General features: G+C 73.9%; 20 protein-coding genes and 1 pseudogene. 15 read left to right on the top strand and 6 right to left on the bottom strand.

The annotated features are described in order from the left end of the window. Positions 1 to 243: 243 nt before the first annotated feature. The 4 genes and pseudogenes from J3A75_RS10970 to J3A75_RS10955 form a co-directional block, all read right to left on the bottom strand. The gene (locus J3A75_RS10970; RefSeq protein ID WP_182178455.1) at positions 244 to 1776 is read right to left on the bottom strand and encodes a carbohydrate porin; all 1533 of its coding nucleotides are present in this window, start codon (positions 1774 to 1776) and stop codon (positions 244 to 246) included. Between the two features lie 86 nt (positions 1777 to 1862). Beyond that, positions 1863 to 2789 (bottom strand): Gfo/Idh/MocA family protein, encoded by a 927-nt coding sequence (locus J3A75_RS10965; protein WP_209650169.1) that lies wholly within the window; start codon positions 2787 to 2789, stop codon positions 1863 to 1865. 1 nt (position 2790) lies between these two features. Then, complete coding sequence (araD1, locus tag J3A75_RS10960; protein ID WP_209650168.1) at positions 2791 to 3771, bottom strand: AraD1 family protein; 981 nt, start codon at positions 3769 to 3771, stop codon at positions 2791 to 2793. Between the two features lie 71 nt (positions 3772 to 3842). Then, a pseudogene (locus tag J3A75_RS10955) lies at positions 3843 to 4103 on the bottom strand (aldehyde dehydrogenase (NADP(+))); the annotation flags it as partial. A 516-nt stretch (positions 4104 to 4619) separates the two neighbouring features. Between J3A75_RS10955 and J3A75_RS10950 the strand changes: the two are divergent. Beyond that, positions 4620 to 5369, top strand: coding sequence for a FadR/GntR family transcriptional regulator (locus J3A75_RS10950; protein ID WP_312892359.1), 750 nt, complete (start codon positions 4620 to 4622; stop codon positions 5367 to 5369). A 66-nt stretch (positions 5370 to 5435) separates the two neighbouring features. On the opposite strand, the gene J3A75_RS10945 is transcribed toward J3A75_RS10950, so the two are convergent. Together J3A75_RS10945 and J3A75_RS10940 are read right to left on the bottom strand one after the other, a co-directional pair. Further along, complete coding sequence (locus J3A75_RS10945) at positions 5436 to 7235, bottom strand: IlvD/Edd family dehydratase (RefSeq protein ID WP_012318313.1); 1800 nt, start codon at positions 7233 to 7235, stop codon at positions 5436 to 5438. Next, a complete protein-coding gene (locus tag J3A75_RS10940; protein WP_209650167.1) occupies positions 7232 to 8395 on the bottom strand; it encodes an aldose epimerase family protein in 1164 nt (387 codons plus the stop codon). The genes J3A75_RS10945 and J3A75_RS10940 overlap by 4 nt, the downstream gene beginning before the upstream one ends. A gap of 160 nt (positions 8396 to 8555) precedes the next feature. Here J3A75_RS10940 and J3A75_RS10935 point away from each other — a divergent pair, with 160 nt between their 5' ends. The 14 genes from J3A75_RS10935 to J3A75_RS10865 all read left to right on the top strand — a co-directional run bounded on the left by J3A75_RS10935 (position 8556) and on the right by J3A75_RS10865 (position 23878). Continuing rightward, complete coding sequence (locus tag J3A75_RS10935; protein ID WP_127991270.1) at positions 8556 to 9893, top strand: sugar MFS transporter; 1338 nt, start codon at positions 8556 to 8558, stop codon at positions 9891 to 9893. Between the two features lie 29 nt (positions 9894 to 9922). After that, the gene (locus J3A75_RS10930; RefSeq protein ID WP_053621418.1) at positions 9923 to 10786 is read left to right on the top strand and encodes an SMP-30/gluconolactonase/LRE family protein; all 864 of its coding nucleotides are present in this window, start codon (positions 9923 to 9925) and stop codon (positions 10784 to 10786) included. 436 nt (positions 10787 to 11222) lie between these two features. Beyond that, entirely contained in the window at positions 11223 to 12335 is a 1113-nt protein-coding gene (locus J3A75_RS10925; RefSeq protein WP_029359196.1) for an NAD-dependent epimerase/dehydratase family protein, read from the top strand. Further along, the gene (locus J3A75_RS10920; protein ID WP_024830617.1) at positions 12332 to 13396 is read left to right on the top strand and encodes an SDR family NAD(P)-dependent oxidoreductase; all 1065 of its coding nucleotides are present in this window, start codon (positions 12332 to 12334) and stop codon (positions 13394 to 13396) included. The genes J3A75_RS10925 and J3A75_RS10920 overlap by 4 nt, the downstream gene beginning before the upstream one ends. After that, a complete protein-coding gene (locus J3A75_RS10915) occupies positions 13393 to 14700 on the top strand; it encodes a TIGR04295 family B12-binding domain-containing radical SAM protein (RefSeq protein ID WP_012318307.1) in 1308 nt (435 codons plus the stop codon). The genes J3A75_RS10920 and J3A75_RS10915 overlap by 4 nt, the downstream gene beginning before the upstream one ends. Beyond that, entirely contained in the window at positions 14685 to 15818 is a 1134-nt protein-coding gene (locus tag J3A75_RS10910) for a glycosyltransferase family 4 protein (protein WP_029359195.1), read from the top strand. The genes J3A75_RS10915 and J3A75_RS10910 overlap by 16 nt, the downstream gene beginning before the upstream one ends. Continuing rightward, positions 15815 to 17134: a glycosyltransferase gene (locus J3A75_RS36470; RefSeq protein WP_029359194.1), complete on the top strand. Its 1320-nt coding sequence runs from the start codon at positions 15815 to 15817 to the stop codon at positions 17132 to 17134. The genes J3A75_RS10910 and J3A75_RS36470 overlap by 4 nt, the downstream gene beginning before the upstream one ends. Beyond that, entirely contained in the window at positions 17131 to 18234 is a 1104-nt protein-coding gene (locus tag J3A75_RS10895) for a glycosyltransferase (protein ID WP_029359193.1), read from the top strand. The genes J3A75_RS36470 and J3A75_RS10895 overlap by 4 nt, the downstream gene beginning before the upstream one ends. A gap of 11 nt (positions 18235 to 18245) precedes the next feature. Continuing rightward, on the top strand, positions 18246 to 19355 hold the full coding sequence (locus J3A75_RS10890; RefSeq protein WP_245364485.1) for a glycosyltransferase: 1110 nt from the start codon (positions 18246 to 18248) through the stop codon (positions 19353 to 19355). Positions 19356 to 19370: 15 nt separating this feature from the next. After that, a complete protein-coding gene (locus J3A75_RS10885; RefSeq protein ID WP_024830623.1) occupies positions 19371 to 20378 on the top strand; it encodes a UDP-glucuronic acid decarboxylase family protein in 1008 nt (335 codons plus the stop codon). A gap of 27 nt (positions 20379 to 20405) precedes the next feature. Then, the gene (locus J3A75_RS10880) at positions 20406 to 21488 is read left to right on the top strand and encodes an inositol-3-phosphate synthase (protein ID WP_012318301.1); all 1083 of its coding nucleotides are present in this window, start codon (positions 20406 to 20408) and stop codon (positions 21486 to 21488) included. Between the two features lie 109 nt (positions 21489 to 21597). Further along, on the top strand, positions 21598 to 22200 hold the full coding sequence (locus J3A75_RS10875; protein ID WP_024830625.1) for a histidine phosphatase family protein: 603 nt from the start codon (positions 21598 to 21600) through the stop codon (positions 22198 to 22200). Further along, on the top strand, positions 22197 to 22970 hold the full coding sequence (locus J3A75_RS10870) for a TIGR04290 family methyltransferase (protein ID WP_012318299.1): 774 nt from the start codon (positions 22197 to 22199) through the stop codon (positions 22968 to 22970). The genes J3A75_RS10875 and J3A75_RS10870 overlap by 4 nt, the downstream gene beginning before the upstream one ends. After that, on the top strand, positions 22967 to 23878 hold the full coding sequence (locus J3A75_RS10865) for a beta-xylosidase (protein WP_012318298.1): 912 nt from the start codon (positions 22967 to 22969) through the stop codon (positions 23876 to 23878). The genes J3A75_RS10870 and J3A75_RS10865 overlap by 4 nt, the downstream gene beginning before the upstream one ends. The last annotated feature ends 48 nt before the right edge of the window (positions 23879 to 23926 follow it).

Genomic DNA, 23926 nt, shown 5'->3' with positions numbered 1-23926 from the left:
TCGAGGTCTCTGCCGTCGTCCCACGGGCGGGCGGCCCGTCGACCGCGCGACGGAACGCGGAGCCCGGTCTCGTACACGAAGGCGCGCGCAGCGCGAAACGCCGCCGCGCGGCCGGTACGGCGCGCCTGCCCGACGGGCGCGCGAACCGGTGTGCCCGGGCCGCGCGGTCGCGGGACGGCCCCTCCCCCGGCCGGGTCCGCGTGCCCGGCGCCCGCAGGGAGCGGGCGCCGGGGTGTCGGGGCGTCACTGGCTGCCCGGGCCCTTCGCGAGGCCGGCCAGGGTGAACAGGTCCACCGACAGCTTCGCGCCGATCACGAAGGCGTCCGGGATCGGCTTCGGGCGGAACGGGAAGCGGGTCTGGTCCGGGTCGATCACGTATTGCAGGTTCGGCATCAGCCGCACCGCCGGGGTGAGCTGGATGCCGTAGCTCAGCTCCAGGATGGTCTGCAGGGACTCGACGGTCCGGGTGCCGAGTCCCAGCGACGCGCGCGCCGCCCGGATGTTGGCCGTGCCCAGGGGCGAGAGCTTCTCCATGGCGAAGACGAGGCCGAGGGTGTCGTAGGGCCGGCCCGGGAAGGTGCCGGTCAGCACGGCGCCGCCCTCCAGGAAGTAATCCTGGGTCTGCCGTCCGCCGGTCCCGCCGATCGCGACGCCGAACACCGACAGGCCCTGGACGCCGTTCGGATCCGGCCGCCAGACCATCTGGTCGAAGCGGGCGTAGACCGCCGACCGCCCGAACCGGGTCAGCGGGTCGAGGCCGCTGAAGACCTGCGCGCCGCCCCGCCGGTCGCGCACGGGATCCGCGTAGTCCGACCGGTCGAACACGGCGCCGAGGCTGTAGTTGCGCGGCAGCGGGTCGTTGCCGAAATTGGTCGAGTAGCCGACCTCCACCGGCACCAGGTATCCGGTGGCGCCGCTGGTCGACCAGTCGACGCCGTTCCGGGTCGGCAGCTGGTCGCGCGGGTTCACCTCGTAGATGCCGGCGTGCAGGAACACCGTGTCGGTGACCCAGGCCTTGGCGTGGCCGCCCCAGGTGGCGATCGGCCAGTAGGTGAAGTTCGTCAGCTTGAAGATGGACTTGGGCGCGCCGCAGGTCGCGTTGTTCTGGAAGTTGCAGTAGAGCGGCGAGGCCAGGAAGTTGGGGTTGGCGAGCAGGCGGCCGACCTCGATGTCGAGGCGGTTGTCGAGCAGCTTCTGCTCGTAGGACAGCAGCGTCAGGTGGGCGGTCTGGCCGCCGCCGTAGATCTCCTGCACGCTGCCGTTGAAGCCGATATCGTCCTGCGCCAGGCTCCGGCCGTGGCGCTGGGTGACGATCGTGTGCACCGAGCCGCCGTCGATGCCGGCGAGGCGGCCGAGATCGGCGTCGAGGCCGAACGCGATCTGGCCCGCGTAGGCCGATCCCTGCCGGATCCCGCCGGACGGGTTGGCGGCGAACTCGCCCGTGTGGTTCAGGATCATGCTGATCCCGTTGCCGAGATCGAGGGTGCCCGGCGGCAGGCTGGGCGGCGTCGCGCTGCTGCCCTGCACGTCGAGGCTGGCCGCGGCGCTGCTGGCGCCCGAGAAGCTCCGCGCCTCCCGGATGACCCGCCGCCGGGCGCGGTTCGCCCGATATCTCGCCTTCTGCGCCGGGCTCGCCTCCGGCCCCGGATTCACCAGGGACGGTCCCCCGTCCGGGGCGGTCGCCTCGACCTGCGCGACCGCCGGGCCCGCCGTGACCGCCGCGGCGCAGAACGCGAGCGCGGCCCATCGCCGATGCTGTCCCCTATGCTTTCCCATGTGTGACTCCCCCTTGACCGCGCGGCCTTGCCTGGCTCTGTCGCGTTCGTGTCCCGCAGGGGCCCTCCCGGGCAGTCCGTGTCCGGTCAGTCCGTGAAGGCCTCCACCGTGCGGCGCTCGCCGCGCATGAAGGCGTCGGCGGCGTGGATCAGCGGATTCAGGTCGACGTCGCTGGCGCCGGAGCGGACCAGGGCGGCGAAGCGGTCGTAGAGGCCGCGGTACTCCGCCTCGGGCGGGAGCGGCCGGTCGCGGCCGGCGATCGACAGGGCGGCCCCGCCCCGCGACAGGACCAGAGGGCCGTCGTCGGTCTCGACGCGGATGTCCCAGGTCTGCGGCCCGGTCTGCCGCCAGTCGAACCGGGCGCGGATCGGGGTGCCGGCGGCGTCCGCGAAGTGCAGGTCGGCGGCGATCGGCGCCTGCCGGTTCGCCGGCACCGACAGGGTCGCGCCGGTGAGGAAGAACGGCGGCAGGATGTGGGTGGCGATCGACAGGGCGTTGATCCCCGGATCGAACACGCCCATCCCGCCCGCGTCCCAGATCCAGTCCTGGCCCGGGTGCCAGTGCCGGACATCCTCCAGCCAGGCGATCGCCACCGACCGGATCCTGCGGCCCGACAGCCAGCGGCGGGCGGGCTCCACCCCCGGCGCGTAGCGGGAGTGCCAGCTCGCGAACAGGCTCACGCCCCGGTCCCGCGCGGCCGCGACCAGGAGCCCGACCTCGGCCAGCGTCGCGCCGGGGGGCTTCTCGAGGAAGACGTGGCGGCCCGCCGCGATCCCCGCCAGGGCCGCCGCGAACCGCGCCTGCGGCGGCTGGCACAGGGCGAGGGCGTCGAGGTCGCCGTGCGCCGCCAGCATCGCCTCCAGCGTGGCGTAGCTCGGCACCCCGTCGAGGCCGCCGTGCGGGCTCGCCACCGCCACGAGCGCGTAGTCCGGCGAGGCGGCGAGGACCGGCAGGTGCTGGTCGCGGGCGATCTTGCCGACGCCCACGAGGCCGATGCGGATCGGGGACGCCATCTCAGAGCACCCGCACGGACGGTGCGCCCGCCGGCGCGATCGCCAGCGGGTTGCGCAGGGGCAGCGTGAACGGCGCCGCCGCGATCTCGAACACGTCGCCCGGCCGGGTCGCGACGCCGTCGCTGAACGACAGGGTCGCGGTCCCGAAGAAGTGGACGTGCACGTCGCCGGGCCGCCGGAACGGCCCGTACTTGAAGTGGTGTTGCTCTAGGTTGGCGATGCTGTGGGACATGTTGGCCTCCCCGGAGAGGAACGGCTTCTCCCAGAGCACGGCGCCGTGGCGCAGGATGCGGCTGGTGCCGCGCACGTCCGGCGGCAGGGCGCCGAGCCACAGCTCCGGGCCGAGGGCGGCCGGGCGGAGCTTGGAATGGGCGAGCCACAGGTAGTTGCCGCGCTCGGTCACGTGGTCCGAGAACTCGTTCGCCAGGGCGAAGCCGAGGCGCACCGGCGTTCCGTCGGCGTCGATCAGGTAGATCCCGGCGATCTCCGGCTCCTCGCCGCCGTCGCGCGCGAAGGCGGGCGAGACCAGCGGCTCCCCGGAGGCGACGAGGCCGGAGCCGTCGCCCTTGTAGAACCATTCGGGCTGCGCGCCGGCCTCGCCCGGCGCCGGCTTGCCGCCCTCGACGCCCATCCGGAACATCCGCATCGAGTCGGTCGGGGCCGGATCGGCGGCCGCCGCGCGGTGCATCGCGTCGCGGCCCTCCGCGGAGCCGAGATGCGTCAGGCCGGTGCCGCTCAGCAGCAGGTGGGCGGGGTCGGCGTGGTCGATCGGCGGCAGGAGCCGGACCGCGTCGAGATCGACGGGCGCGCCGAGCCCCGCCCGCTCCGCCGTCGCGGCCAGATCGTCCCCCGCCGCGAGGGCCCTCTGCGCCAGGGCGAGCACGCTGTCGACGCCGAGCACCCGCCGCGCCCGGCCGTCGGCGAGCAGCGCGAGGCCCCGCTGCCCGTCGGCGGCGCGGAATTGTAGGAGTGATCGTCCCATCTGGTCCTCCCGGGGACGACCGCTCCGGGGCGTCCCGAACGCGCGGCCGTCGAGGGTCGCGCGGCGGCCTGTCAGCGGCCGGGTTGCGGGGCGAGAGCGCCGTCGATCCGGCGCGCGAGGTGCCAGGGATCGTCCGGGCGCAGGGGCGGCGGCGGCAGCGCGTCGCGCAGGTCCCGGTAGCAGACCGGCCGCAGGAACCGCTCGATCGCCAGCGGTCCGACCGCGCTGCTGCGGCCGTCCGAGGTCGCCGGGAACGGGCCGCCATGCCCCATCGCGGGGGCGACCTCCACGCCGGCCGGCCAGCCGTTCGCCAGGACCCGGCCGACCCTTCGGGCCGACCGGACCGGATCCGCCAACAGGTGCAGCTGCTCGACCGTGCCGGCGCGCTCGTCCTCGGGCCGCGCGCGCGGCAGGCCCGTCTCGCCCGTCGCCCGCGCGACGAGCGGCGCGGCGAGTTCGGCGATGCCGTCGGCGACAGCCTCGAGACAGCGCGCGCGTGTTGCTAGGGGCCTCTCGGAGGCGTGCGGCGATGCCGCCGCCAGCGCGCAGGCGGCCTCGACCTCCGCCGGGCCGGCGGCCGAGAAGGCCGGCTCCAGGGCCGCGCCGGTGGCGGGACCGACGGCCCGGAAGACCTGTACCGTGGCCACGTCGGCGGCGCCGATGAGGACGCTGCCGCGGATCGTGGCGGACCCTGGCGGTTCACTACTCATACAATTAAGCTAGGGCAGTTCGCCTCCGCCCGCAAGCGCGACCGCGATCCCGGTGCGGCGGGCGCTCCCCTTTCCGCTCCTACAACTTCAGGATACGATCGCGCCGTTCCTGCCCCGATCCGGTGGCCCGGACCGGAGGTGGACGAGGTGAGGCAGGAGCGCGGCCCGGAGAACATCACGCTGCCCCTCGCCACGGGGACGCGCCGCATCCACGGCTCGGTCGCCCGCGATCTAGGTGCGGCGATCCTGGGCGGCCGCTACGCGCCCGGGGACGTGCTGCCCGGGGAGATCGAATTCTCTGAGAAATTGAACGTCTCGCGCACCGCCTATCGCGAGGCGATCCGCATCCTGAGCGCCAAGGGGCTCGTCGAGAGCCGCCCGCGCACCGGCACCCGCGTCAGCCAGCGCAGCCGCTGGAACCTGCTCGATCCCGACATCCTCGCCTGGGCCTTCGAGTCGGAGCCGAGCGAGTCCTTCATCCGCGACCTGTTCGAGCTGCGGATGATCGTCGAGCCGGCCGCGGCCGCGCTCGCGGCCGAGCGGCGCTCGGGCCTCGACATCGCCCGGATGGGCCACGCCCTGGAGGAGATGGGTCGCCACGGCCTCGCCACCGAGGCCGGGCGGGCCGCCGACCAGGCCTTCCACAACACGATCCTGGAAGCGGCCCGCAACGGGGCGCTGATGGCCCTGTCGAGCTCCATCGCCGCCGCGGTCACGTGGACGACGATCTTCAAGCACCGCCGCCAGGGCCTGCCCCGGGACCCGATGCCGGATCACCGCGCCCTCTACGACGCGATCGTGGCGGGCGACCCGGACGCCGCCCGCGCGACCATGACCGAGCTGGTCCGCCTCGCCCTCGCCGACACGGAGCTGGCGATGCGGCCCTGACGGTGCCGGCGGCGGGGTGCCGCTGGCCCGGACAGCGGCCGAGTGGCCTCAGGGGCCTCAGCGGCCTCAGTGGTTGTCGCGCGGCACGCCCCGCGTCTGCGCGATGCGCTGGAACGCCTCGGCGCCCTCCAGGATGGCCCCGGTGTGCATCTGCCCCACCGCGGCGCGCTGCATCGCCTGCCAGGGCGTCTGCGACGCCGGATAGGCGTAGCCGCCCGCCGCCTCCAGCGCCTCGCGCCGGCGCGCGATCTCGTCGGCGTCGACCAGCATGTCGGCGGTGCCGCGGCGCAGGTCGATCCGCACCCGGTCGCCGGTGCGCAGGAGCGCGAGGCCGCCGCCGGCCGCCGCCTCGGGCGAGGCGTTGAGGATCGACGGCGACCCGGAGGTGCCGGACTGGCGCCCGTCGCCGAGGCAGGGCAGCGCGTGCACGCCGGCCCGGATCAGCTGCGCGGGCGGGCGCATGTTCACCACCTCGGCGGCCCCCGGGTAGCCCACGGGCCCGGCCCCGCGCATGACCAGGAGGGTCTCCTCGGTGATGCCGAGGCTCGGGTCGTCGATCCGGGCGTGGTAATCCTCCGGCCCGTCGAACACCACGACGGGACCCTCGAAGGCGTCCGGATCCTCCGGGTTCGACAGGTAGCGGCTGCGGAACTCCGCGCCGATGACGCTGGTCTTCATGACCGCGGCGTCGAACAGGTTGCCGCGCAGGACCAGGAAGCCCGCCGCCTCCTTGAGCGGCCGGTCGATCGGCCGGATCACGTCCTCGTCCTCGATCGCCGCGCCCCGGCAATTGTCGCCGAGGGTGCGCCCGTTCACCGTCAGCGCGCCCTCGCGGATCAGGCCGCGGCGCATGAGCTGCGCCACGACCGCGGGCAAGCTGCCGGCGCGGTAGTAATCCTCGCCGAGATAGGCGCCCGCCGGCTGCAGGTTGACGAGGAGCGGCACGTCGAGCCCGTGGGTCTGCCAGTCCGCGATGTCGAGCTCGACTCCCATGTGCCGGGCGATCGCCGCGAGGTGGATCGGCGCGTTGGTCGAGCCGCCGATCGCGGAATTGACCGCGATGGCGTTGAGGAAGGCGTCGCGGGTCAGGATGTCGGAGGGCTTCAGGTCCTCGGCCACCATGGCGACGATGCGCTTGCCGGTCAGGTAGGCGGCCTCCTGCCGGTCGCGGTAGGGCGCCGGGATCGCGGCCGAGCCGGGCAGCATCATGCCGAGCGCCTCGGCGAGCGTGTTCATCGTGGTGGCGGTGCCCATCGTGTTGCAGAAGCCGGTCGAGGGCGCCGACGAGGTCACCAGCTTGATGAAGCCGTCGTGGTCGATCTCGCCGGCCGCCAGCATCTCGCGGGCCTTCCAGACGATCGTGCCCGAGCCCGTGCGCTGGCCCTTGAACCAGCCGTTGAGCATCGGCCCCACCGACAGGGCGATGGCCGGGATGTTCACGGTGGCGGCCGCCATCAGGCAGGCCGGGGTGGTCTTGTCGCAGCCCGTGGTCAGCACGACCCCGTCGAGGGGGTAGCCGTAGAGCAGCTCCACGAGGCCCAGATAGGCGAGGTTGCGGTCGAGGCCCGCGGTCGGCCGCTTGCCGGTCTCCTGGATCGGGTGGACGGGGAATTCGAGGACGATCCCGCCCGCCTCGCGGATGCCCTCGCGGATCCGCTCCGCGAGGACGAGGTGGTGGCGATTGCACGGGGACAGGTCCGAGCCGGTCTGGGCGATGCCGATGATCGGCTTGCCCGAGCGCAGCTCCTCCAGGCTGAGGCCGAAGTTCAGGTAGCGCTCCAGGTAGAGCGCCGTCATGTCGATATTGTCGGGGTTGTCGAACCACGCGCGCGAGCGCAGGGGCCGTGCAGTCGGTCGGTCGGTCATTTCTGGGTCCGGTGGGCGGGGCTGGTCGAGAAGCGGTAGGTGATGACGTTCCGGTAGGTCTTGCCGGGATCGAGCCGCGCCGAGCCGAAGGCCGGCCGGTTCGGCGTGTCGGGGAACAGCTCCGGCTCCAGCGCCAGGGCGTCCGACTGGCGGTAGGCGAGGCCGGATTTACCGACCGCGGTCGCGTTGAGGAAGTTGCCGGCGTAGAACTGGAGGCCGGGCTGGTTGCTCGCCACGTCGAGGACGCGGCCCGACTCCGGATCCTCGACCCGCGCCACGGGGTGCGGCTCGGCCGTGGGCGCGTCGGTCACGACCCAGTTGTGGTCGTAGCCGCGCCCGCGCACGATCTGCACGTCCCGCCCGTCGCGGATCCGCGCGCCGATCACCGCGGGCTCGCGGAAGTCGAAGGGCGTGCCGGCCACCGGCAGGATCTCCCCGGTCGGGATCAGGGTGGCGTCGACCGGCGTGAAGCGCTCCGCCGGGATCGTCAGGGTCTGGTCGAGGATGGAGCGGCCCGAGCCCTCGCCCGCGAGGTTGAAGAAGCTGTGGTTGGTCAGGTTGACGATCGTCGGCTTGTCGGTGGTCGCCTCGTAGGTGACCGTGAGCGTGTTCGTGTCGTCCAGCGCGTAGGTGGCGGTCGCCGTCAGCGTGCCGGGATAGCCCTCCTCGCCGTCCGGACTGACGTAGCGCAGGGTGACCGAGGGGGCCGCGCCGCCCTTGACCGCGGTGATCGTCCAGAGCCGCTTGTCGAAGCCGGCCGCGCCGCCGTGCAGGGCGTTCGGGCCGTCGTTGGTGGCCAGGGTGTAGGCTTGGCCGTCGAGGGTGAAGCGCCCGGCGCGGATGCGGTTGGCGTAGCGCCCGACGCTCGCGCCGAAATAGCTGCTTCTGGTCAGGTAGGAGGCGAGGTCGTTGTAGCCGAGCACCACGTCCGCGGCCTTGCCGGACCGGTCCGGCACGTCGAGGCTCCGCAGGAGCGCGCCCCAGGACAGGATCCGCGCCGTGAGGCCCTTGCCGTTCGTCAGCGTCACCTCCTCGACCGTCCGGCCGTCCGGCAGCGTGCCGAACACCGTCCGGGTCGGCTCGGCCGCCCGCGCCGGTCCCGGCGTCAGGCCCGGCAGGGCCGCACAGGCGCACAGCGCCAGGGATCCCACTCCACGCATCGCGTTCTCCCCCTCGTGACTCCGCCCGCCGCGCCGGTCCTGCGCCGGCCCGCGGCGGGGCTCGCGGTTGACGTCCGCGAACCCGCTATATACTCAGACAAATAAAAGGGACAACACGGGACCCCGACAAGGCGGCCCGGACGGCAGAGGACAACGCCCGATGGCAGGACCGATCGCGACCGCTGGGACCGCGGCGCCCCGGACGGGGGCGGAGGCCGCGCGCGACCGGGGCGGCTACCGCCCGGCCCTGTCGCTGCTGGCGAGCCTGTTCTTCATGTGGGGCTTCATCACGGTCATCAACAACACGCTGCTGCCGCACCTGCGCAGCGTGTTCGACCTCGATTACACGCAGACCACGCTGATCGAGTCCGTCTGGTTCATCGCCTACTTCGTCGCCTCGATCCCGGCGGCCAAGCTGATCGAGCGGGTCGGCTACCAGCGCGCCCTGGTGGCGGGGCTGGGCATCATGGCGCTGGGCACGCTCGGCATGATCCTGGCCGCCCACCGAGTCTCCTACGCGATCACGCTCACGGCCCTGTTCGTGATCGCCAGCGGCATCACCCTGCTGCAGGTCGCCGCGAACCCCTACGTGGCGGTGGTCGGCCCGGCCGAGAGCGCCCCGGCGCGGCTCAACCTCGTGCAGGCGTTCAACTCCCTCGGGACGACCCTGGCGCCGCTGTTCGGCGGCTACCTGATCCTCGGCCGCTCCGCCTCGGGCAACGCCGCCGCCGGGGCCAGCCTGACCCCGGCCGAGCGTCTGGCCGACGCGCAGTCGGTGCAGCTGCCCTACCTGATCGTGGCGGTGATCCTCGTCGTCCTCGCCGTGGTCATCGCCCGCTTCCCCCTGCCCGCCATAGGCGGGTCCGGCGGTGCCGGCGGCGCCGCGGCCCGGGCCGCCAAGGCCGAGCGCGCCGGGCTGTCGCTCTGGCGCCACCGCAACCTCGTGCTCGGCGTGCCGGCGATCTTCATCTATCTGATCGCCGAGATCGGGGTGTCGAACCTGTTCATCAACTTCGTGTCGCAGCCCGAGATCGGCGCCCTGACCCACGCCCAGGCCTCGCGCTACCTGTTCCTGCTCTGGGGCGGCATGATGGTCGGCCGCTTCGTCGGCAGCTACCTGATGCAGCGGCGCCCGGCCGAGACCGTCCTGGCCGGCGCGGCGATCGGCGCCTGCGCGGTGATGCTGGTGGCGACCTTCGCGACCGGCCACCTCGCCCTGTGGGCGCTGATCTCGGTCGGCCTGTTCCACGCGATCATGTTCCCGACGATCTTCACCCTGGGCATCCGCGGCCTCGGCCCCCTCACCGAGGAGGGGGCCGGACTCCTGATCATGGCGATCGCGGGCGGGTCGCTGGTGGTGGTGCAGGGCTGGGCGGCGGACCGGTTCGGGCTGCAGCGCTCCTTCCTGATCACCGCCGCCTGCGAGCTCTACGTCCTGTTCTACGCGCTCTGGGGCAGCCGCACCGGCGCCGCGGCGCCGCGCCCGGCGGGCGCCTGAGCGTCCGCCGGAGGGGGGAGGGCACGGCCATGGACCCGCGGATCCGCATCCTCGCTCGGTCCCGGCGCGACCGGCTCGGCGAGGGCCCGGTCTGGGTTCCGGAGCGGGGCGTGCTGTTCTGGGTCGATATCGAGGCGCCGGCCCTGAACTGGCTCGACCTCGCCGACGGCGCGACCGGCGCGCGGACGTTCCCGGAGCCGCTCGGCTGGATCATCCCCCGCGCCGGCCGGCGCGACTTCATCGTCGGGCTGAAGAGCGGCTTCGCGACCTACGACCTGGAGGCCGGTCGCCTCGTGCCGATCGGCGACCCCGAGCCCGACGACCCGGACAACCGCCTGAACGACGCCAAGGTCGACGGCGCCGGACGGATCTGGGCCGGGAGCATGCACCAGGCCGAGACCGCGGTGTCGGGCTCCCTGCACCGGCTCGATCCGGACCTGACGTGGCGGCGGATGGACACCAGCTACGGCGTCGCCAACGGGCCGACCTTCAGCCGCGACGGCCGGATCCTCTATCACAGCGACAGCGCCGCCCGGACGGTCTACGCCTTCGACCTCGCCGCCGACGGCGCGCTGACGGGCAAGCGGCCCTTCCTGCGCTTCCCCGACGCCTGGGGCTGGCCCGACGGCATGACCACGGATGCCGAGGGCTGCCTGTGGATCGCCCACTGGGGCGGCGGCCGGCTCAGCCGCTTCGATCCCGAGGGGCGCCTCGTGCGCGCGATCCCCCTGCCCGCCCCCAACATCACCAGCTGCGCCTTCGCGGGCCCCGGCCTCGATCGGCTGTTCGTCACCTCGGCGGCGCGGGGGGCCGAGCACGTGCCGGAGGCCGGCGCGCTGTTCGAGCTCGACGTCGGCGTCGCCGGCCTGCCGCCCCGCGCCTTCGCGGGCTGACGGACCCCGCGCCTAGGACAACGATCCCCTGCGGCGATCTTCCCCCGCCCCCGCCGGACCGGTTCCCTGGCGGCCGGGGAGCGGGAAGCCGGGGCCTGCGCGTGGCAACGGGCCCCGCGGATCCCGCGACGGGACCGCCGCGCCATGTGCCCGCACGGTGCCGGCGAGGCCCCGCCAGTACAGCCAGCGCGGGTTTGCTGGCGAAATAGGGCGCTGATCGTCGCCCCCGGGGCCGCGCATACTGGCGGCGGTCGCGGATCGACTGCCGCCCGATGATCCGTTGTTGTCGATAAGTAAGCGGCCGTATCTTTTCGTCTCCGCCGTTATAGTCCCGCTTTTCGGCGCAGAAATCCGGCTCTTAACCTGAGTTATTTCATCGAGACGGGATTCCCGATCTACATAGCTTTAAGTCCTCGCAGGGGAGTTTCCACGCCTCGTGCCGGAATCTGTGCTCATTACCGGTGGCGCCGGCTTCATCGGTCGCCATCTCGCCGCCGAATTGCTGCGCCGCGGCTACCGCGTGCGGGTGCTCGACAGTCTGATCGAGCAGGTCCACGGCGGCGAGAGCGGCGCCGAGGCGCTGCCGTCGGACGTCGAGTTCCAGGCGGGCGACGTCCGCGACGGTGCGGCCGTGGCGCGCGCCCTGTCGGGCATCGACCGGGTCGTGCACCTCGCCGCCGAGGTCGGCGTCGGCCAGAGCATGTACGCGGTCGAGCGCTACGTCTCGGTCAACGATTGCGGCACGGCGGTACTGTTCCAGCAGCTCATCGACGCCCCGGTGAGGCGCGTGGTCGTCGCCTCCTCGATGAGCATCTACGGCGAGGGGCTGTACCGCACCTCCGACGGGTCGACCGCCGAGGAGGTGGTGCGCCGCCCGCGCCAGCCCGGGGAGCCCTGGGACCCCCTCGACGGGCACGGGCAGCCCATGCGGCCGATCCCGACGCCCGAGACGAAGCGCCCGGCCCTCGCCTCCGTCTACGCCCTGACCAAGTACATGCAGGAGCGCCTGACGCTCACCCTCGCCCCCGCCTACGGGATGGAGGGCGTGGCGCTCCGCCTGTGGAACGCCTACGGGCCGGGCCAGGCGCTCTCGAACCCCTATACCGGCGTGCTGGCGATCTTCGCGGCGCGGCTCCACAACGGCCAGCCGCCGATGATCTTCGAGGACGGCGCGCAGCGGCGCGACTTCGTCCACGTCGAGGACGTCGCGCAGGCCTTCGCGCTGGCCCTGGAGCACCCGGCCGCCGCCGGTCAGGTCTACAACGTCGGCAGCGGCCAGGACCGCACGGTCAGCGAGGTCGCCCGCCTGCTCGCCCGCGCGATGGGCCGCGAGGAGATCGGGCCGGAGGTGACCGGTCAGGCGCGGCTCGGCGACATCCGCCACTGCATCGCCGATATCGGCAAGATCCAGCGGGAGCTCGGCTACGCGCCGCGCCGCGATTTCGCCGAGGGGCTCGCCGAACTCGCCGCCTGGGTGGCCGAGCAGCAGGCCGTCGACCGCGTCGCCGAGGCGCGGCGCGAACTCGAAGCGCGCGGTCTCGTCGCGTGAGCGGCCGGCCGATCCTCGTCACCGGGGGCGCCGGGTTCATCGGTGCCAACCTGTCCGACAGCCTCGCGGCCGACGGCCACGCGGTGATCGTCTACGACATCCTCTCGCGCCCCGGCGTCGAGGCCAACCTCGCGTGGCTGCGGCAGCGCCACGGCACCCGGATCATCCCGATCGTCGCCGACATCCGCGACATCCAGGAGCTCGGCCGCGCGGTGGCGGAGGCCGGCGCGGTGTTCCACTTCGCCGCCCAGGTGGCGGTGACGACGAGCCTCGTCGCGCCGCGGGCCGACATGGAGATCAACCTCCTCGGCACCGTGAACCTGCTGGAGGCCCTGCGGGCGCAGGCGCGGCCGGTGCCGCTCCTCTACGCCTCGACCAACAAGGTCTACGGCGACCTGCCCGACATCGCCCTGGAGGCGGTCGGCGACGCCTATCTGCCGGCCGATCCGGACCTGCGCCGGCGCGGCATCGGCGAGACCCGGCCCCTCGACTTCCACACGCCCTACGGCTGCTCCAAGGGAGCGGCGGACCAGTACGTCCTCGACTACGCCCGCAGCTTCGGCGTCCCGGCGGCGGTGATGCGGATGAGCTGCATCTACGGTCCGCGCCAGATGGGCAACGAGGACCAGGGCTGGGTCGCCCACTTCCTGATCCGGGCGCTCGCCGGCGAGGCGGTCACGCTCTACGGCGACGGACGGCAGGTGCGCGACATCCTGCACGTGCGCGACGTGGTGGCGGTCTACCGGGCGGCGCTCGCCCGCATCGACGACGCGGCGGGCCACGCCTTCAACGTCGGCGGCGGCCCCGGCAACGCCGTGAGCCTGCTGCAGCTCCTCGACCATGTCGGCACCCTGCTGGGGCGCCCGGTATCGCGCAGCTTCCAGGCGTGGCGCCCGGGCGATCAGCGCTACTACGTCTCGGACACGCGCCGGGCCGTCGCGCGGCTCGGCCTCGCCCCCTTCACGGGCTGGCGCGACGGCGTCGCCGACCTCGCCGGCTGGCTCGCCGCCGCGCGCGCGTCGTCGGATGGCGCGGCACCGATCGCGGGGGCGGCCGCATGAGAGTCGCGCTGGTCAACCCGCCTTGGGACTACCGCAACAGCATCTATTTCGGCTGCCGCGAGCCGCACCTGCCGCTCGAACTCGGCTACTCCGCCGCGCTGCTGGCGGCCTCCGGCCACGAGACGCTGCTCGTGGACGCGCATCTCGAGGGCCTGACCGCCGAGGCCGCCGCCGACCGCGTCGCGGCCTTCGCCCCCGCCATGACCGTGGTGGCGACCGCCCCCACCTACCTGTTCTGGCGCTGCGCCCCGCCGGAGCTGCGGGTGCCCCGCCTGTTCCTCGACACCCTGGCGGGCCGGGGCGGCACCACCGTCGCGGTCGGCCCCCACGGCTCCGCGACGCCGCGTCCGGCGCTCGACAAGCTCGGCTGCGACATCGTCGTGCGCGGCGAGTGCGAGGAGGTCGTCGCCCGGCTCGCCGGCCTGCCCGACCTGCGCCCGGAAACCCTGCGGGCCGTGCCCGGCCTCGCGGTCCGCGACGGTGAGGCGGTCGCGGTGACCGGCCCGCCCCAGGCCGGCCGCTTCACCGACCTGCCGGCCCTGCGCTGGCCGGATCACTGGATCGCCCGGCACCGGCACCACCACCACCGGTTCGACGCCGCGCCGGACGGCCCTGGCGCCGAGGTCGAGGCCTCGCGCGGCTGTCCCTACACCTGCTCGTTCTGCGCCAAGATCGACTTCCGCGACGCCTACCGGCGCCGGGATCTCGGGATCGTCCTCGACGAGATCGACGGGCTGATCGCGCAGGGCGTCACCTACGTCTACTTCGTCGACGAGATCTTCCTGCCGCAGAAGCCGCTTCTGGAGGCGCTGGTCACGCGGAATATCCGCTTCGGGATCCAGACCCGGATCGACCTGTGGAAGCCCGACCTGCTCGACCTCCTCGGGGCGGCGGGCTGCGTCTCCATCGAGGCCGGGATCGAGAGCCTGACGGAGGAAGGCCGCGCCGCCCTCGACAAGCGCTGCCGCGCCTCGACCGACGATCTCGCCGAGCGCCTGATCCACGCCCGCCGCACGGTGCCGTTCGTGCAGGCGAACCTCATCGCCGTGGCGGGCGACGATCCCGATCTCGTGGCGACGTGGCGCGACCGCCTGCGCGGCCAGGGGGTCTGGGCGAACGATCCCGTCCCGCTCTACCCGTATCCGAGCTCCCCCGATTACCGGCGCCTCTGGGGCGAGCCGGACGACCGGGCCTGGGAGCGGGCGCACGCGCACTATCTCGGCCAGTTCACGCAGTTCAGCGAGATCCAGGACGAGCGTCCCCTGCCGCTGTCCGAGCTGGAGGCCGCATGCGGGTGCCGCTGAGCCCCTCCCCGGCAGCGGCGCCGCACGTCCTGATGAGCGCGGACGCGGTGGGCGGCGTCTGGCAGTACAGCCTCGACCTCGCGGCCGGCCTGGTCCGGCGGGGCCTCGCCGTGACCGTCGCGGTCCTGGGCCCGGCCCCCTCCGAGGCGCGGATCGCGGCGGCCGAGGCCGCCACGGGCGCGCGCATCCGCGCCACCGGGCTGCCCCTGGACTGGACCGCCGCGACGCCCGACGCCGTGCTGGGCGCCGCGCGGGCGCTGGCCGGGCTCGCCCGGACCCTGCGCGCCGATCTCGTCCACCTGCACAGCCCCGCCATGGCGCTCGCCGACTTCCCCGTGCCGGTGGCGGCCGTGTGCCATTCCTGCGTGGCGACGTGGTGGGACGCGGTCGAGACCGGGCCGCTCCCGGCCGACCTCGCGTGGCGCCACGACCTCACCGCGCGGGGCTGCCGCGCCGCCGACGCCCTCCTCGCCCCCACCCGGGCGCACGCGCTGGCGACCGCCCGGGTCTGCGGCCTCCCGCAACCGCCCGTCGTGGTCCGCAACGGGCGCGCGCCGAGCGGCGCGCAGCCCCGGGCCGCCGCGCCCTTCGTCTTCACGGCCGGGCGCCTCTGGGACCGGGCGAAGAATGCCGCCGCCCTGGACCGCCTCGCCGCCCGCCTGCCGGTGCCGCTGCGCGCCGCCGGCTCCGTCGACGGGCCGAACGGCGCGCGGGTCGAGACGTGCCACCTGCAGCGCCTCGGGCGGCTCGACGATGCGGGCATCGCCGCGGAGCTCGCCGGCCGCCCGGTCTTCGTGTCCCTCGCCCGCTACGAGCCGTTCGGCCTCGCCGTGCTGGAAGCGGCCGCTTCGGGCTGCGCCCTCGTGTTGTCCGACATGCCGGGCTTCCGCGAGCTGTGGGACGGCGTTGCCGCCTTCGTGGGCGCGGACGACGACGGGGCCGCCGCGCAGGCCGTGCGGGACCTCCTGGACGATCCAGCCCGGCGCGCCGCCGCCGGGGCGGCCGCGGCCGATCGCGCCGCCCGCTACGGGGTCGAGGCGATGACCGAGGGTGTGCTCGGGGTGCTGCGCGGCCTCCTCGACGGGGCGCCGGCCCGGCTCGGCGGAGCCGCCGCATGAGGATCGCCTACTTCACCCACTCCCTGGCCTCGTGCTGGAACCACGGCAACGCGCATTTCCTGCGCGGCGTCCTGCGGGAGCTGATGGCAAGCGGTCACGCCGTTGCCGCCTACGAGCCGGAGGGCGCCTGGAGCCTCGAGAACCTCCTGCGCGACCACGGCGCGGCCGGCCTCGACGCCTACCGGGCGGCCTATCCGGAGCTGGCCTCCGACCGCTACGGCGCCATCGACGCGGTGGTCGAGCGCGTGTCCGACAGCGACCTCGTGGTGGTCCACGAGTGGAGCGAGCCGGCCCTGGTGGCGGCGCTGGGCGCCGCCCGGCGGCGCGGCGCGCGCTACACGCTCCTGTTCCACGACACCCATCACCGGGCGGTGAGTGCCCCGGCCGAGATGGAGCGCTTCGACCTGTCCGGCTACGACGGCGTGCTCGCCTTCGGAGAGACCCTGGCCGCCGTCTACCGGGCGCGAGGCTGGGGCCGCCGGGTCTTCGTCTGGCACGAGGCGGCCGACACGCGGCTGTTCCACCCGCCTGCGCGCGAACTGCCGGATCTCGACGGCGCCGGATCTGGCGCGGGTCCCCTCTCCCGTTCGGGAGAGGGACAGGGTGAGGGATCAGGTCCATCCGGACGCGGCGCGCCGTTCCCGCGCGTCGCTGGCGCGCCTCATCCGGAGGGTTCGCCGCCCTCACCCCAACCCTCTCCCGCACGGGAGAGGGCGCGCGTCGCGTCCGATCCGGATGGTCGGGAGAGCGCCCGCGCCGGCCTGATCTGGATCGGCAACTGGGGCGATGACGAGCGCAGCGCGGAGCTGGAGACCTACCTGTTCCGCCCCGCCGCGCAGGTCGGCCTGCCGCTGGACATCTACGGCGTGCGCTATCCCGAGGCGGCGCTCGCGACGCTCCGGCGCTACGGTGCCCGCTATCACGGATGGGCGGCGAACGCCGCCGCGCCGGGCCTGTTCGCCCGCCATCTCGCCACCGTGCACGTGCCCCGGCGCTTCTACGTGGAGCGCCTGCCGGGCATCCCGACGATCCGGGTGTTCGAGGCGCTCGCCTGCGGCATCCCCCTGGTCTGCGCGCCGTGGGACGACGCGGAGGGCCTGTTCCGGCCGGGCCGGGACTACCTCGTCGCCCGCACCGGCGCCGAGATGGAGGGTCACCTGCGCGCCCTGCGGTCGGATGCCGGTCTCCGGCAGGCGCTCGCGGCCTCCGGCCTCGCCACGATCCGGGCGCGCCACACCTGCGCGCACCGCGCCGAGGAACTCCTGTCCATCGCCGCGAGCCTGCGGGCGCCCGCCACCCTGGAGGCCACCGCGTGAGAATCGCCTTCTACGGCTCCTCCCTGCTGTCGTCCTACTGGAACGGCGCCGCCACCTATTACCGGGGCATGCTCGCCGCCCTGGCGCGGCACGGCCACACGATCACCTTCTACGAGCCCGACGCCTTCGACCGGCAGCAGCACCGGGACATCGAGCCCCCGCCCTACGCGTCCGTGACGGTCTACCCGGCGACGATCGAGGCGGCGCGCGCGGTCATCGCCGAGGCGGCGCAGGCCGACGTGGTCGTGAAGGCGAGCGGCGTCGGCGTGTTCGACGACGAGCTGCTCCACGGCGTCATCGCGGCATCCCGCCCGGAGGCGGTGCGGATCTTCTGGGACGTCGACGCCCCGGCGACGCTCGCCGAGATGCGCGCCGACGCCGACCACGCGCTCCGCCGCGCCCTGCCCGATCTCGACCTCGTGCTCACCTACGGCGGCGGCCCGCCGGTGGTCGAGGCCTACGAGGGCTTCGGCGCCCGGGCCTGCATCCCGATCTACAACGCGCTCGACCCGGACACCCATTTCCCGGTGCCGCCGGAGCCGCGCTTCGCGGCCGACCTCGCCTTCCTGGGCAACCGCCTGCCCGACCGCGAGGCCCGCGTCGAGAAGTTCTTCCTCGCGGCGGCGGCCCGGCTGCCGGAGCGGTCGTTCCTGATCGGCGGCAACGGCTGGGAGAGCCGCGGCCTGCCGCTCAACGTCCGGCATCTCGGCCACGTCTACACGCGCGAGCACAACGCCTTCAACACGACGCCGCTCGCCGTCCTGAACATCGCCCGCGACAGCATGGCGGCGGTGGGCTTCTCCCCGGCCACCCGGGTGTTCGAGGCCGCCGGTGCCGGCGCCTGCCTGATCACCGACGCCTGGGAGGGCCTCGGCCTGTTCCTCGACGAGGGGACCGAGGTGCTGGTCGCCCGGGACGGGCGCGACGTCGCCGACCACGTCGCCGCCCTCACCCCGGAGCGGGCCCGCGCCATCGGCGAGGCCGCCCGCCGACGCATCGCGGCCGAGCACACCTACGCGCGCCGCGCCGTCGAGGTCGACGCGATCCTGCGCGCGGAGGCGGCCCGCAAGGCGGACGCGAACCGGCGGAGCGTCGCGTGAGCGCGGCCCCGATGCGCCTCGTCGTCCTGGGGCTCAGCCTGTCCTCCTCCTGGGGGAACGGCCACGCGACCACCTACCGGGCCCTGCTCAAGGCCTTCGCGGACCGCGGCCACGACGTGCTGTTCCTGGAGCGCGACGTGCCCTGGTACGCCCAGCACCGCGACCTGCCCGATCCCGATTTCTGCGACCTCGCCCTCTACGGCGACCTCGACGGGCTCGACGCGCACCGCGCCGCCATCGCGGCGGCGGACGCCGTGATCGTCGGCTCCTACGTGCCCGACGGCGTCGCGGCGGGCGCCCGGGTGCTCGACTGGGCGCGGGGAACCCGCGCCTTCTACGACATCGACACGCCGGTGACGCTGGCCGCCCTGGAGGCCGGCACCTGCGCCTACCTCGCGGCCGGGCAGATCCGGGACTACGACCTCTACCTGTCCTTCACGGGCGGCCCGACCCTGCGGCGCCTGGAGCGGGCCTACGGCGCGCCCGCCGCCAGGGCTCTCTACTGCTCGGTCGACCCCGACGCCTACCCGGCCCTCGACCGCCCGGCGCGCTACGACCTCTCGTATCTCGGGACCTACAGCCCGGACCGGCAGCCGACGCTGGAGCGCCTGCTGATCGAGCCGGCCCGCCGCGCGCCCGATCTCCGCTTCGCGGTGGCGGGCCCCCAGTACCCGGCCGACATCGACTGGCCCGCCAACGTGGAGCGGATCGAGCACCTGCCGCCCGACCGGCACCCGGATTTCTACGCGGCGAGCCGCTACACCCTGAACGTCACCCGCGCCGACATGGTCCGGGCCGGCTGGAGCCCGAGCGTGCGCCTGTTCGAGGCGGGCGCCTGCGGCACGCCGGTGATCTCCGACCGGTGGGACGGCCTCGACACCCTGCTCGTCCCGGAGCGCGAGATTCTGCTCCCCGACGGCCCGGAGGCCGTCCTGGCCATCCTGCGCGGGCGCGCCGAAGCGGATCGGCGGAGCCTCGGCGCCGCCGCCCGCGCGGCGATCCTCGCGCGGCACACCGCCGCCGCCCGCGCCGAGGAACTCGAACGCTTCCTCGACGAAGCGGGCGCGCGGTCCGGATCCGCGCGCTCCGGCGCGCCCGATCTCGCGATCATCGGTCACTAGGCACTCGGGAGAATGATGGTGGGAACCAGGAGCGGCATCCGAGTCCTCGTCGCCGGCGGCGCCGGGTTCATCGGCTCGCATCTGATCGACGCGCTCCTCGCCGACGGGGCGCGCGTCACCTGTGTCGACAGCCTGCTGACCGGGCGGCGGGCGAATCTCGCCCATCTCGCCAACGAGGCGCGGTTCGACTTCGTCGAGGCGGACGTGACGGAGCCGCTGCCGGCGCTGCCGCGGTTCGACTGGGTGTTCAACCTCGCCTGCGCGGCCTCGCCGCCGCACTACCAGGCCGACCCGGTCCACACGATGATGACCAGCGTGCTGGGCACCGGCCGGCTGCTGGAGGTCGCCCGGGACGCCGGGGCGCGCTTCCTCCAGGCCTCGACCAGCGAGGTCTACGGCGATCCGGAGCGGCACCCGCAGCAGGAATCCTACTGGGGCAACGTCAACCCGACCGGGCCGCGGGCCTGCTACGACGAGGGCAAGCGCTCCGCCGAGACCCTGACCTTCGATTTCGAGCGCCAGCACGGCCTCGACATCCGCGTCGCGCGGATCTTCAACACCTACGGCCCGCGGATGCGCGCCGACGACGGCCGGGTCGTCTCCAACGTGATCTGCCAAGCCCTCGCGGGCGACGACATCACGGTCTACGGCAACGGCGAGCAGACCCGCTCCTTCTGCTACGTCAGCGACTTGGTGGACGGGCTCCTCCGGCTGATGGCCGTGGAGACGCCCCTCGCCGGCCCGGTCAACCTCGGCAACCCCCGCGAGCTGACGGTCGGCGCGCTGGTCGACCTCGTGGTGCGGATGACCGAGACCCCGTCCCGGATCGTGCGCCGGCCGCTGCCGGTGGACGATCCCCAGCGCCGCCGGCCGGACATCACCCGCGCCGAGACCCTGCTCGGCTGGTCGCCCCGGGTGCCCCTGGAGGAGGGGCTGGAGGCGACCATCGCGTGGTTCTCCCGCGAGATCGCCCCGCGCCGGGCCCGTCCGGCCATCGAGGAGCGCGCCGTTGTCGCCGGCTGAGCCGCGCCCCGTGCGGCCGAGGCGCTGATGGCCGCCGCCCCCATCCGCGTCGGCCTCGTCGGGATCGGCAACTGCGCCTCGTCCTTCGTGCAGGGACTGCACCATTACCGCGACGCGGCGCCCGGCGAGCCCGTGCCCGGCCTGATGTCGCCGGATCTCGGCGGCTACCGGGTGCGCGACATCGCGGTCGTCGCCGCCTTCGACGTCGCCGCCGGCAAGGTCGGGCGCGACCTCGCCGCGGCGATCCTGGCCGCGCCCAACAACACGCAGGTCTTCGCCGCTGTGCCGGAGACCGGCGTCACCGTGCGGCGCGGGCCGACCCATGACGGGATCGGCCGCTACCTCGAGGGCGTGGTCGCGGAATCGCCCGAGCCGGTGGCCGACGTGGTCGCGGAGCTGCGGCGCACCGGCACGCAGGTGCTGGTCTCCTACCTGCCGGTGGGCTCGCAGGCGGCCACGGAGTTCTACGCGGACTGCGCCCTGCAGGCCGGCTGCGCCTTCGTGAACTGCATCCCGGTCTTCATCGCGTCGAACCCGGAATGGGCGGAGCGCTTCGCCGCCCGGGGGCTGCCGATCGTCGGGGACGACATCAAGAGCCAAGTCGGCGCCACCATCGTGCACCGGGTGCTGGCCAATCTCCTGCGCGAGCGCGGCGTCCGGCTGGACCGGACCTACCAGCTCAACTTCGGCGGCAACGCCGACTTCCTGAACATGCTGGAGCGCGAGCGGCTGGAATCGAAGAAGCTCTCGAAGACCCGGGCGGTGACGAGCCAGCTCGACGGAGCCCTGGCGCCGGGCGACATCCATGTCGGCCCGAGCGACCACGTGCCGTGGCTGACCGACCGGAAATGGGCGCATATCCGCCTGGAGGGCACGGCCTTCGGCGGCGTGCCCCTCAACATCGAGCTGAAGCTCGAAGTGTGGGATTCGCCGAACTCCGCCGGGATCGTGATCGACGCGGTGCGCTGCGCCCGCCTCGCCCTCGACCGGGGTCTCGGCGGGGCGCTCGAGGGTCCGTCGAGCTACTTCATGAAGTCCCCGCCCCGGCAGTTCACCGACGCCGAGGCGCGCGAGCGGACCCTGCGCTTCGCGGCGGGCGAGGGCGCGTGATGGGGCGCGGTCCAGACCCGACGCGCGCCTCTCCCGCCCCCGCGGCGGGGGGTGGGAGAGGCGCGCAGGCGCGGCGCGCATGCGGCGCCGCGCCGGGCCGGAGCCCCGGATGAGGCAGGTCTTCCTCGTCCGCCACGGCAGCCACGACCGGCTCGGGCGGATCCTGTGCGGGCGCATGCCGGGCGTCTCCCTGAGCGAGACCGGCCGCGCCGAGACCCAGGTCCTCGCCCGCTCCCTCGCCCGCCGCCTCGCCGGGGGCGGCGCCGGCACCCTGCTGGCGAGCCCGCGCGACCGCACCGCCGAGACCGCCGCGCCGATCGGGGCGGCCCTCGGGCTCACGGTCGAGACCGAGCCCGACCTCGACGAGATCGAGACCGGCGCCTGGACGGGCCGCGGCTTCGACGAGCTCGCGGCCGATCCCCTCTGGGCCGCCTGGAACGCGGAGCGCGCGACGGCGCGCCCACCGGGCGGCGAGAGCATGGCGGAGGCGCAAGCGCGCGTCGGCCGGGTCCTCGCCCGCTTCGCCGCGGACGGCGCGCCCGTCATCCTGGTGAGCCACGGCGACGTCATCCGGTCCGCGCTCCTCGGGATCCTCGGTCTCGGCCTCGAGGCCTACGACCGGATCGTCGTCGATCCGGCCTCCTGCAGCGAACTCGCCCTCTGGCCCGGCGGCGGGCGGGTGGTGTCGATCAACGAACGGACCGCCCCATGACGGCTGCAGAGCTGCGCCGGCAGGCCGACGCCCTCGGCCCCTGGTTCCACAACATCGACCTCGGCGACGGGGTCTGGACCGCCCCGGACCATTTCCTCGGCGACTATCCGGGCGTGAAGTGGCGGCGCTTCGCCGACGCGCTGCCCGCCGACCTGACCGGCAAGAGCGTCCTCGATATCGGCTGCAACGGCGGCTTCTACGCCATCGCGATGAAGCGGCGCGGCGCGGCCCGCGTGCTCGGCCTCGACTCCGATGACCGCTACCTCGCCCAGGCCCGCTTCGCCGCGGCCCGGCTCGGCCACGACATCGAGTTCCGCAACCTCTCGGTCTACGATGTCGGCGCGCTCGGCGAGCGGTTCGACGTCGTGCTGTTCATGGGCGTGCTCTACCACCTGCGCCACCCGCTGCTGGCCCTCGACCTGATCCGCGAGCACGTGGCCGGCGACCTCCTGGTGTTCCAGTCGATGCTGCGCGGCAGCCGGGCGGTCGAGCCGGTCGCCGAGGATTACGAGTTCTGGGACATGGACCAGTTCGAGCGGCCCGGTTACCCGCGGATGCACTTCGTCGAGCGCGCCTACGCGCACGACTGGACGAACTGGTGGATCCCCAACCGCGCCGGCATCGAGGCGATGCTGCGGGCGAGCGGCTTCGCCATCGAGGCCCAGCCCGAGGCGGAGGTCTACCTCTGCCGCACCGCGCCGGTCCCCTACGGGGTGGGGGCCGAATATCCCGCGCGGGCGGAGGCTCACGGACGCGGGGGAACGCGATGATCGACTCGGTGATGCTCTGGAACGAGCCCAACAACAAGTCGCACTGGGATCCCGAGATCGACCCCGACTGGCTGCTCTTCGCCGAGATGGCCAAGGAGGCGGGGCACGCGGTCCGGGCGGCGAACCCGAACCTGACGCGCGTCCTCGGCGGCATCTCGCCGATCGACCCGGTCTTCATCCGCAACATGGAGGGGCGCGGCGTCCTCGACGCCGTCGACGCCGTGGCGGTGCACGGCTTCCCCCTCGACTGGAACCTGTGGTCGGTCCACGACTGGCCGGCCAAGCTGGAGGAGATCCGCGCGGTCACCGACCTGCCGATCTGGGTCTCGGAGGTCGGCGTCTCGACCTTCGGCGCCGAGGAGGTGCAGGATTGGGGCCTGCGCCGGACCCTCGAGCTGCTCTCCGGCCGAGCGCCGCGGATCCACTGGTACAGCCTCTACGACCTGCCGCGGGAATGGGAGGCCACCACCCGCCACAAGGAGGCCGAGGGCTCGTCCTATTACCGGCACTTCCACATGGGCCTGCTCCGGCAGGACGGCACCCCGAAGATCGCCCTGGAGAGCTTCGCCCGCCACACGCCGGAGATCGGCCTGTGCCAGTGGTTCCACTTCGAGGACCACCGGCTCGACGAGGCCGTCGCGTGGATGAAGCGGCTCGGCGTGCGCTACCTGCGCACCGGCCTGTCCTGGGCCGACAGCTTCCGGCCCGGGGCGCTGGACTGGTTCGACCGGCAGATGACGGCGCTGCAGGATTTCGACGTCACCGTCACCTTCTGCTTCACCCCGGAGCATCGGGGGATCTCGCCCCACCACACCAGCGCGCCGCTGGTCCGCGCCGAGTTCGCGGAGTTCTGCGCCGCCATGGTCCGCCGCTACGCCCCCGGGCCCCTGCCGGGCACGACCTGGTAGAGCGCGCGGCCCGCCGGCCGGGCCATCGCGGGAAAGCAGACGCGGCCG

Source organism: Methylobacterium sp. PvP105, assembly GCF_017876975.1.
Classification (GTDB): Bacteria; Pseudomonadota; Alphaproteobacteria; order Rhizobiales; family Beijerinckiaceae; genus Methylobacterium; species Methylobacterium radiotolerans.
This window is presented reverse-complemented; position numbering and strand designations above follow the sequence as displayed.

What these genes read in the sequence shown, in the direction of transcription:
- J3A75_RS10885 (WP_024830623.1), top strand. Translation starts at nt 19,371, where the DNA reads ATGGTGGGAACCAGGAGCGGCATCCGAGTCCTCGTCGCCGGCGGCGCC.
- J3A75_RS10910 (WP_029359195.1), top strand. Translation starts at nt 14,685, where the DNA reads ATGCGGGTGCCGCTGAGCCCCTCCCCGGCAGCGGCGCCGCACGTCCTG.
- araD1 (WP_209650168.1), bottom strand. Translation starts at nt 3,771, where the DNA reads ATGGGACGATCACTCCTACAATTCCGCGCCGCCGACGGGCAGCGGGGC.
- J3A75_RS10945 (WP_012318313.1), bottom strand. Translation starts at nt 7,235, where the DNA reads ATGACCGACCGACCGACTGCACGGCCCCTGCGCTCGCGCGCGTGGTTC.
- J3A75_RS10930 (WP_053621418.1), top strand. Translation starts at nt 9,923, where the DNA reads ATGGACCCGCGGATCCGCATCCTCGCTCGGTCCCGGCGCGACCGGCTC.
- J3A75_RS10915 (WP_012318307.1), top strand. Translation starts at nt 13,393, where the DNA reads ATGAGAGTCGCGCTGGTCAACCCGCCTTGGGACTACCGCAACAGCATC.
- J3A75_RS10875 (WP_024830625.1), top strand. Translation starts at nt 21,598, where the DNA reads ATGAGGCAGGTCTTCCTCGTCCGCCACGGCAGCCACGACCGGCTCGGG.
- J3A75_RS10965 (WP_209650169.1), bottom strand. Translation starts at nt 2,789, where the DNA reads ATGGCGTCCCCGATCCGCATCGGCCTCGTGGGCGTCGGCAAGATCGCC.
- J3A75_RS10870 (WP_012318299.1), top strand. Translation starts at nt 22,197, where the DNA reads ATGACGGCTGCAGAGCTGCGCCGGCAGGCCGACGCCCTCGGCCCCTGG.
- J3A75_RS10935 (WP_127991270.1), top strand. Translation starts at nt 8,556, where the DNA reads ATGGCAGGACCGATCGCGACCGCTGGGACCGCGGCGCCCCGGACGGGG.
- J3A75_RS10970 (WP_182178455.1), bottom strand. Translation starts at nt 1,776, where the DNA reads ATGGGAAAGCATAGGGGACAGCATCGGCGATGGGCCGCGCTCGCGTTC.
- J3A75_RS10890 (WP_245364485.1), top strand. Translation starts at nt 18,246, where the DNA reads ATGCGCCTCGTCGTCCTGGGGCTCAGCCTGTCCTCCTCCTGGGGGAAC.
- J3A75_RS10940 (WP_209650167.1), bottom strand. Translation starts at nt 8,395, where the DNA reads ATGCGTGGAGTGGGATCCCTGGCGCTGTGCGCCTGTGCGGCCCTGCCG.
- J3A75_RS10880 (WP_012318301.1), top strand. Translation starts at nt 20,406, where the DNA reads ATGGCCGCCGCCCCCATCCGCGTCGGCCTCGTCGGGATCGGCAACTGC.
- J3A75_RS10865 (WP_012318298.1), top strand. Translation starts at nt 22,967, where the DNA reads ATGATCGACTCGGTGATGCTCTGGAACGAGCCCAACAACAAGTCGCAC.
- J3A75_RS36470 (WP_029359194.1), top strand. Translation starts at nt 15,815, where the DNA reads ATGAGGATCGCCTACTTCACCCACTCCCTGGCCTCGTGCTGGAACCAC.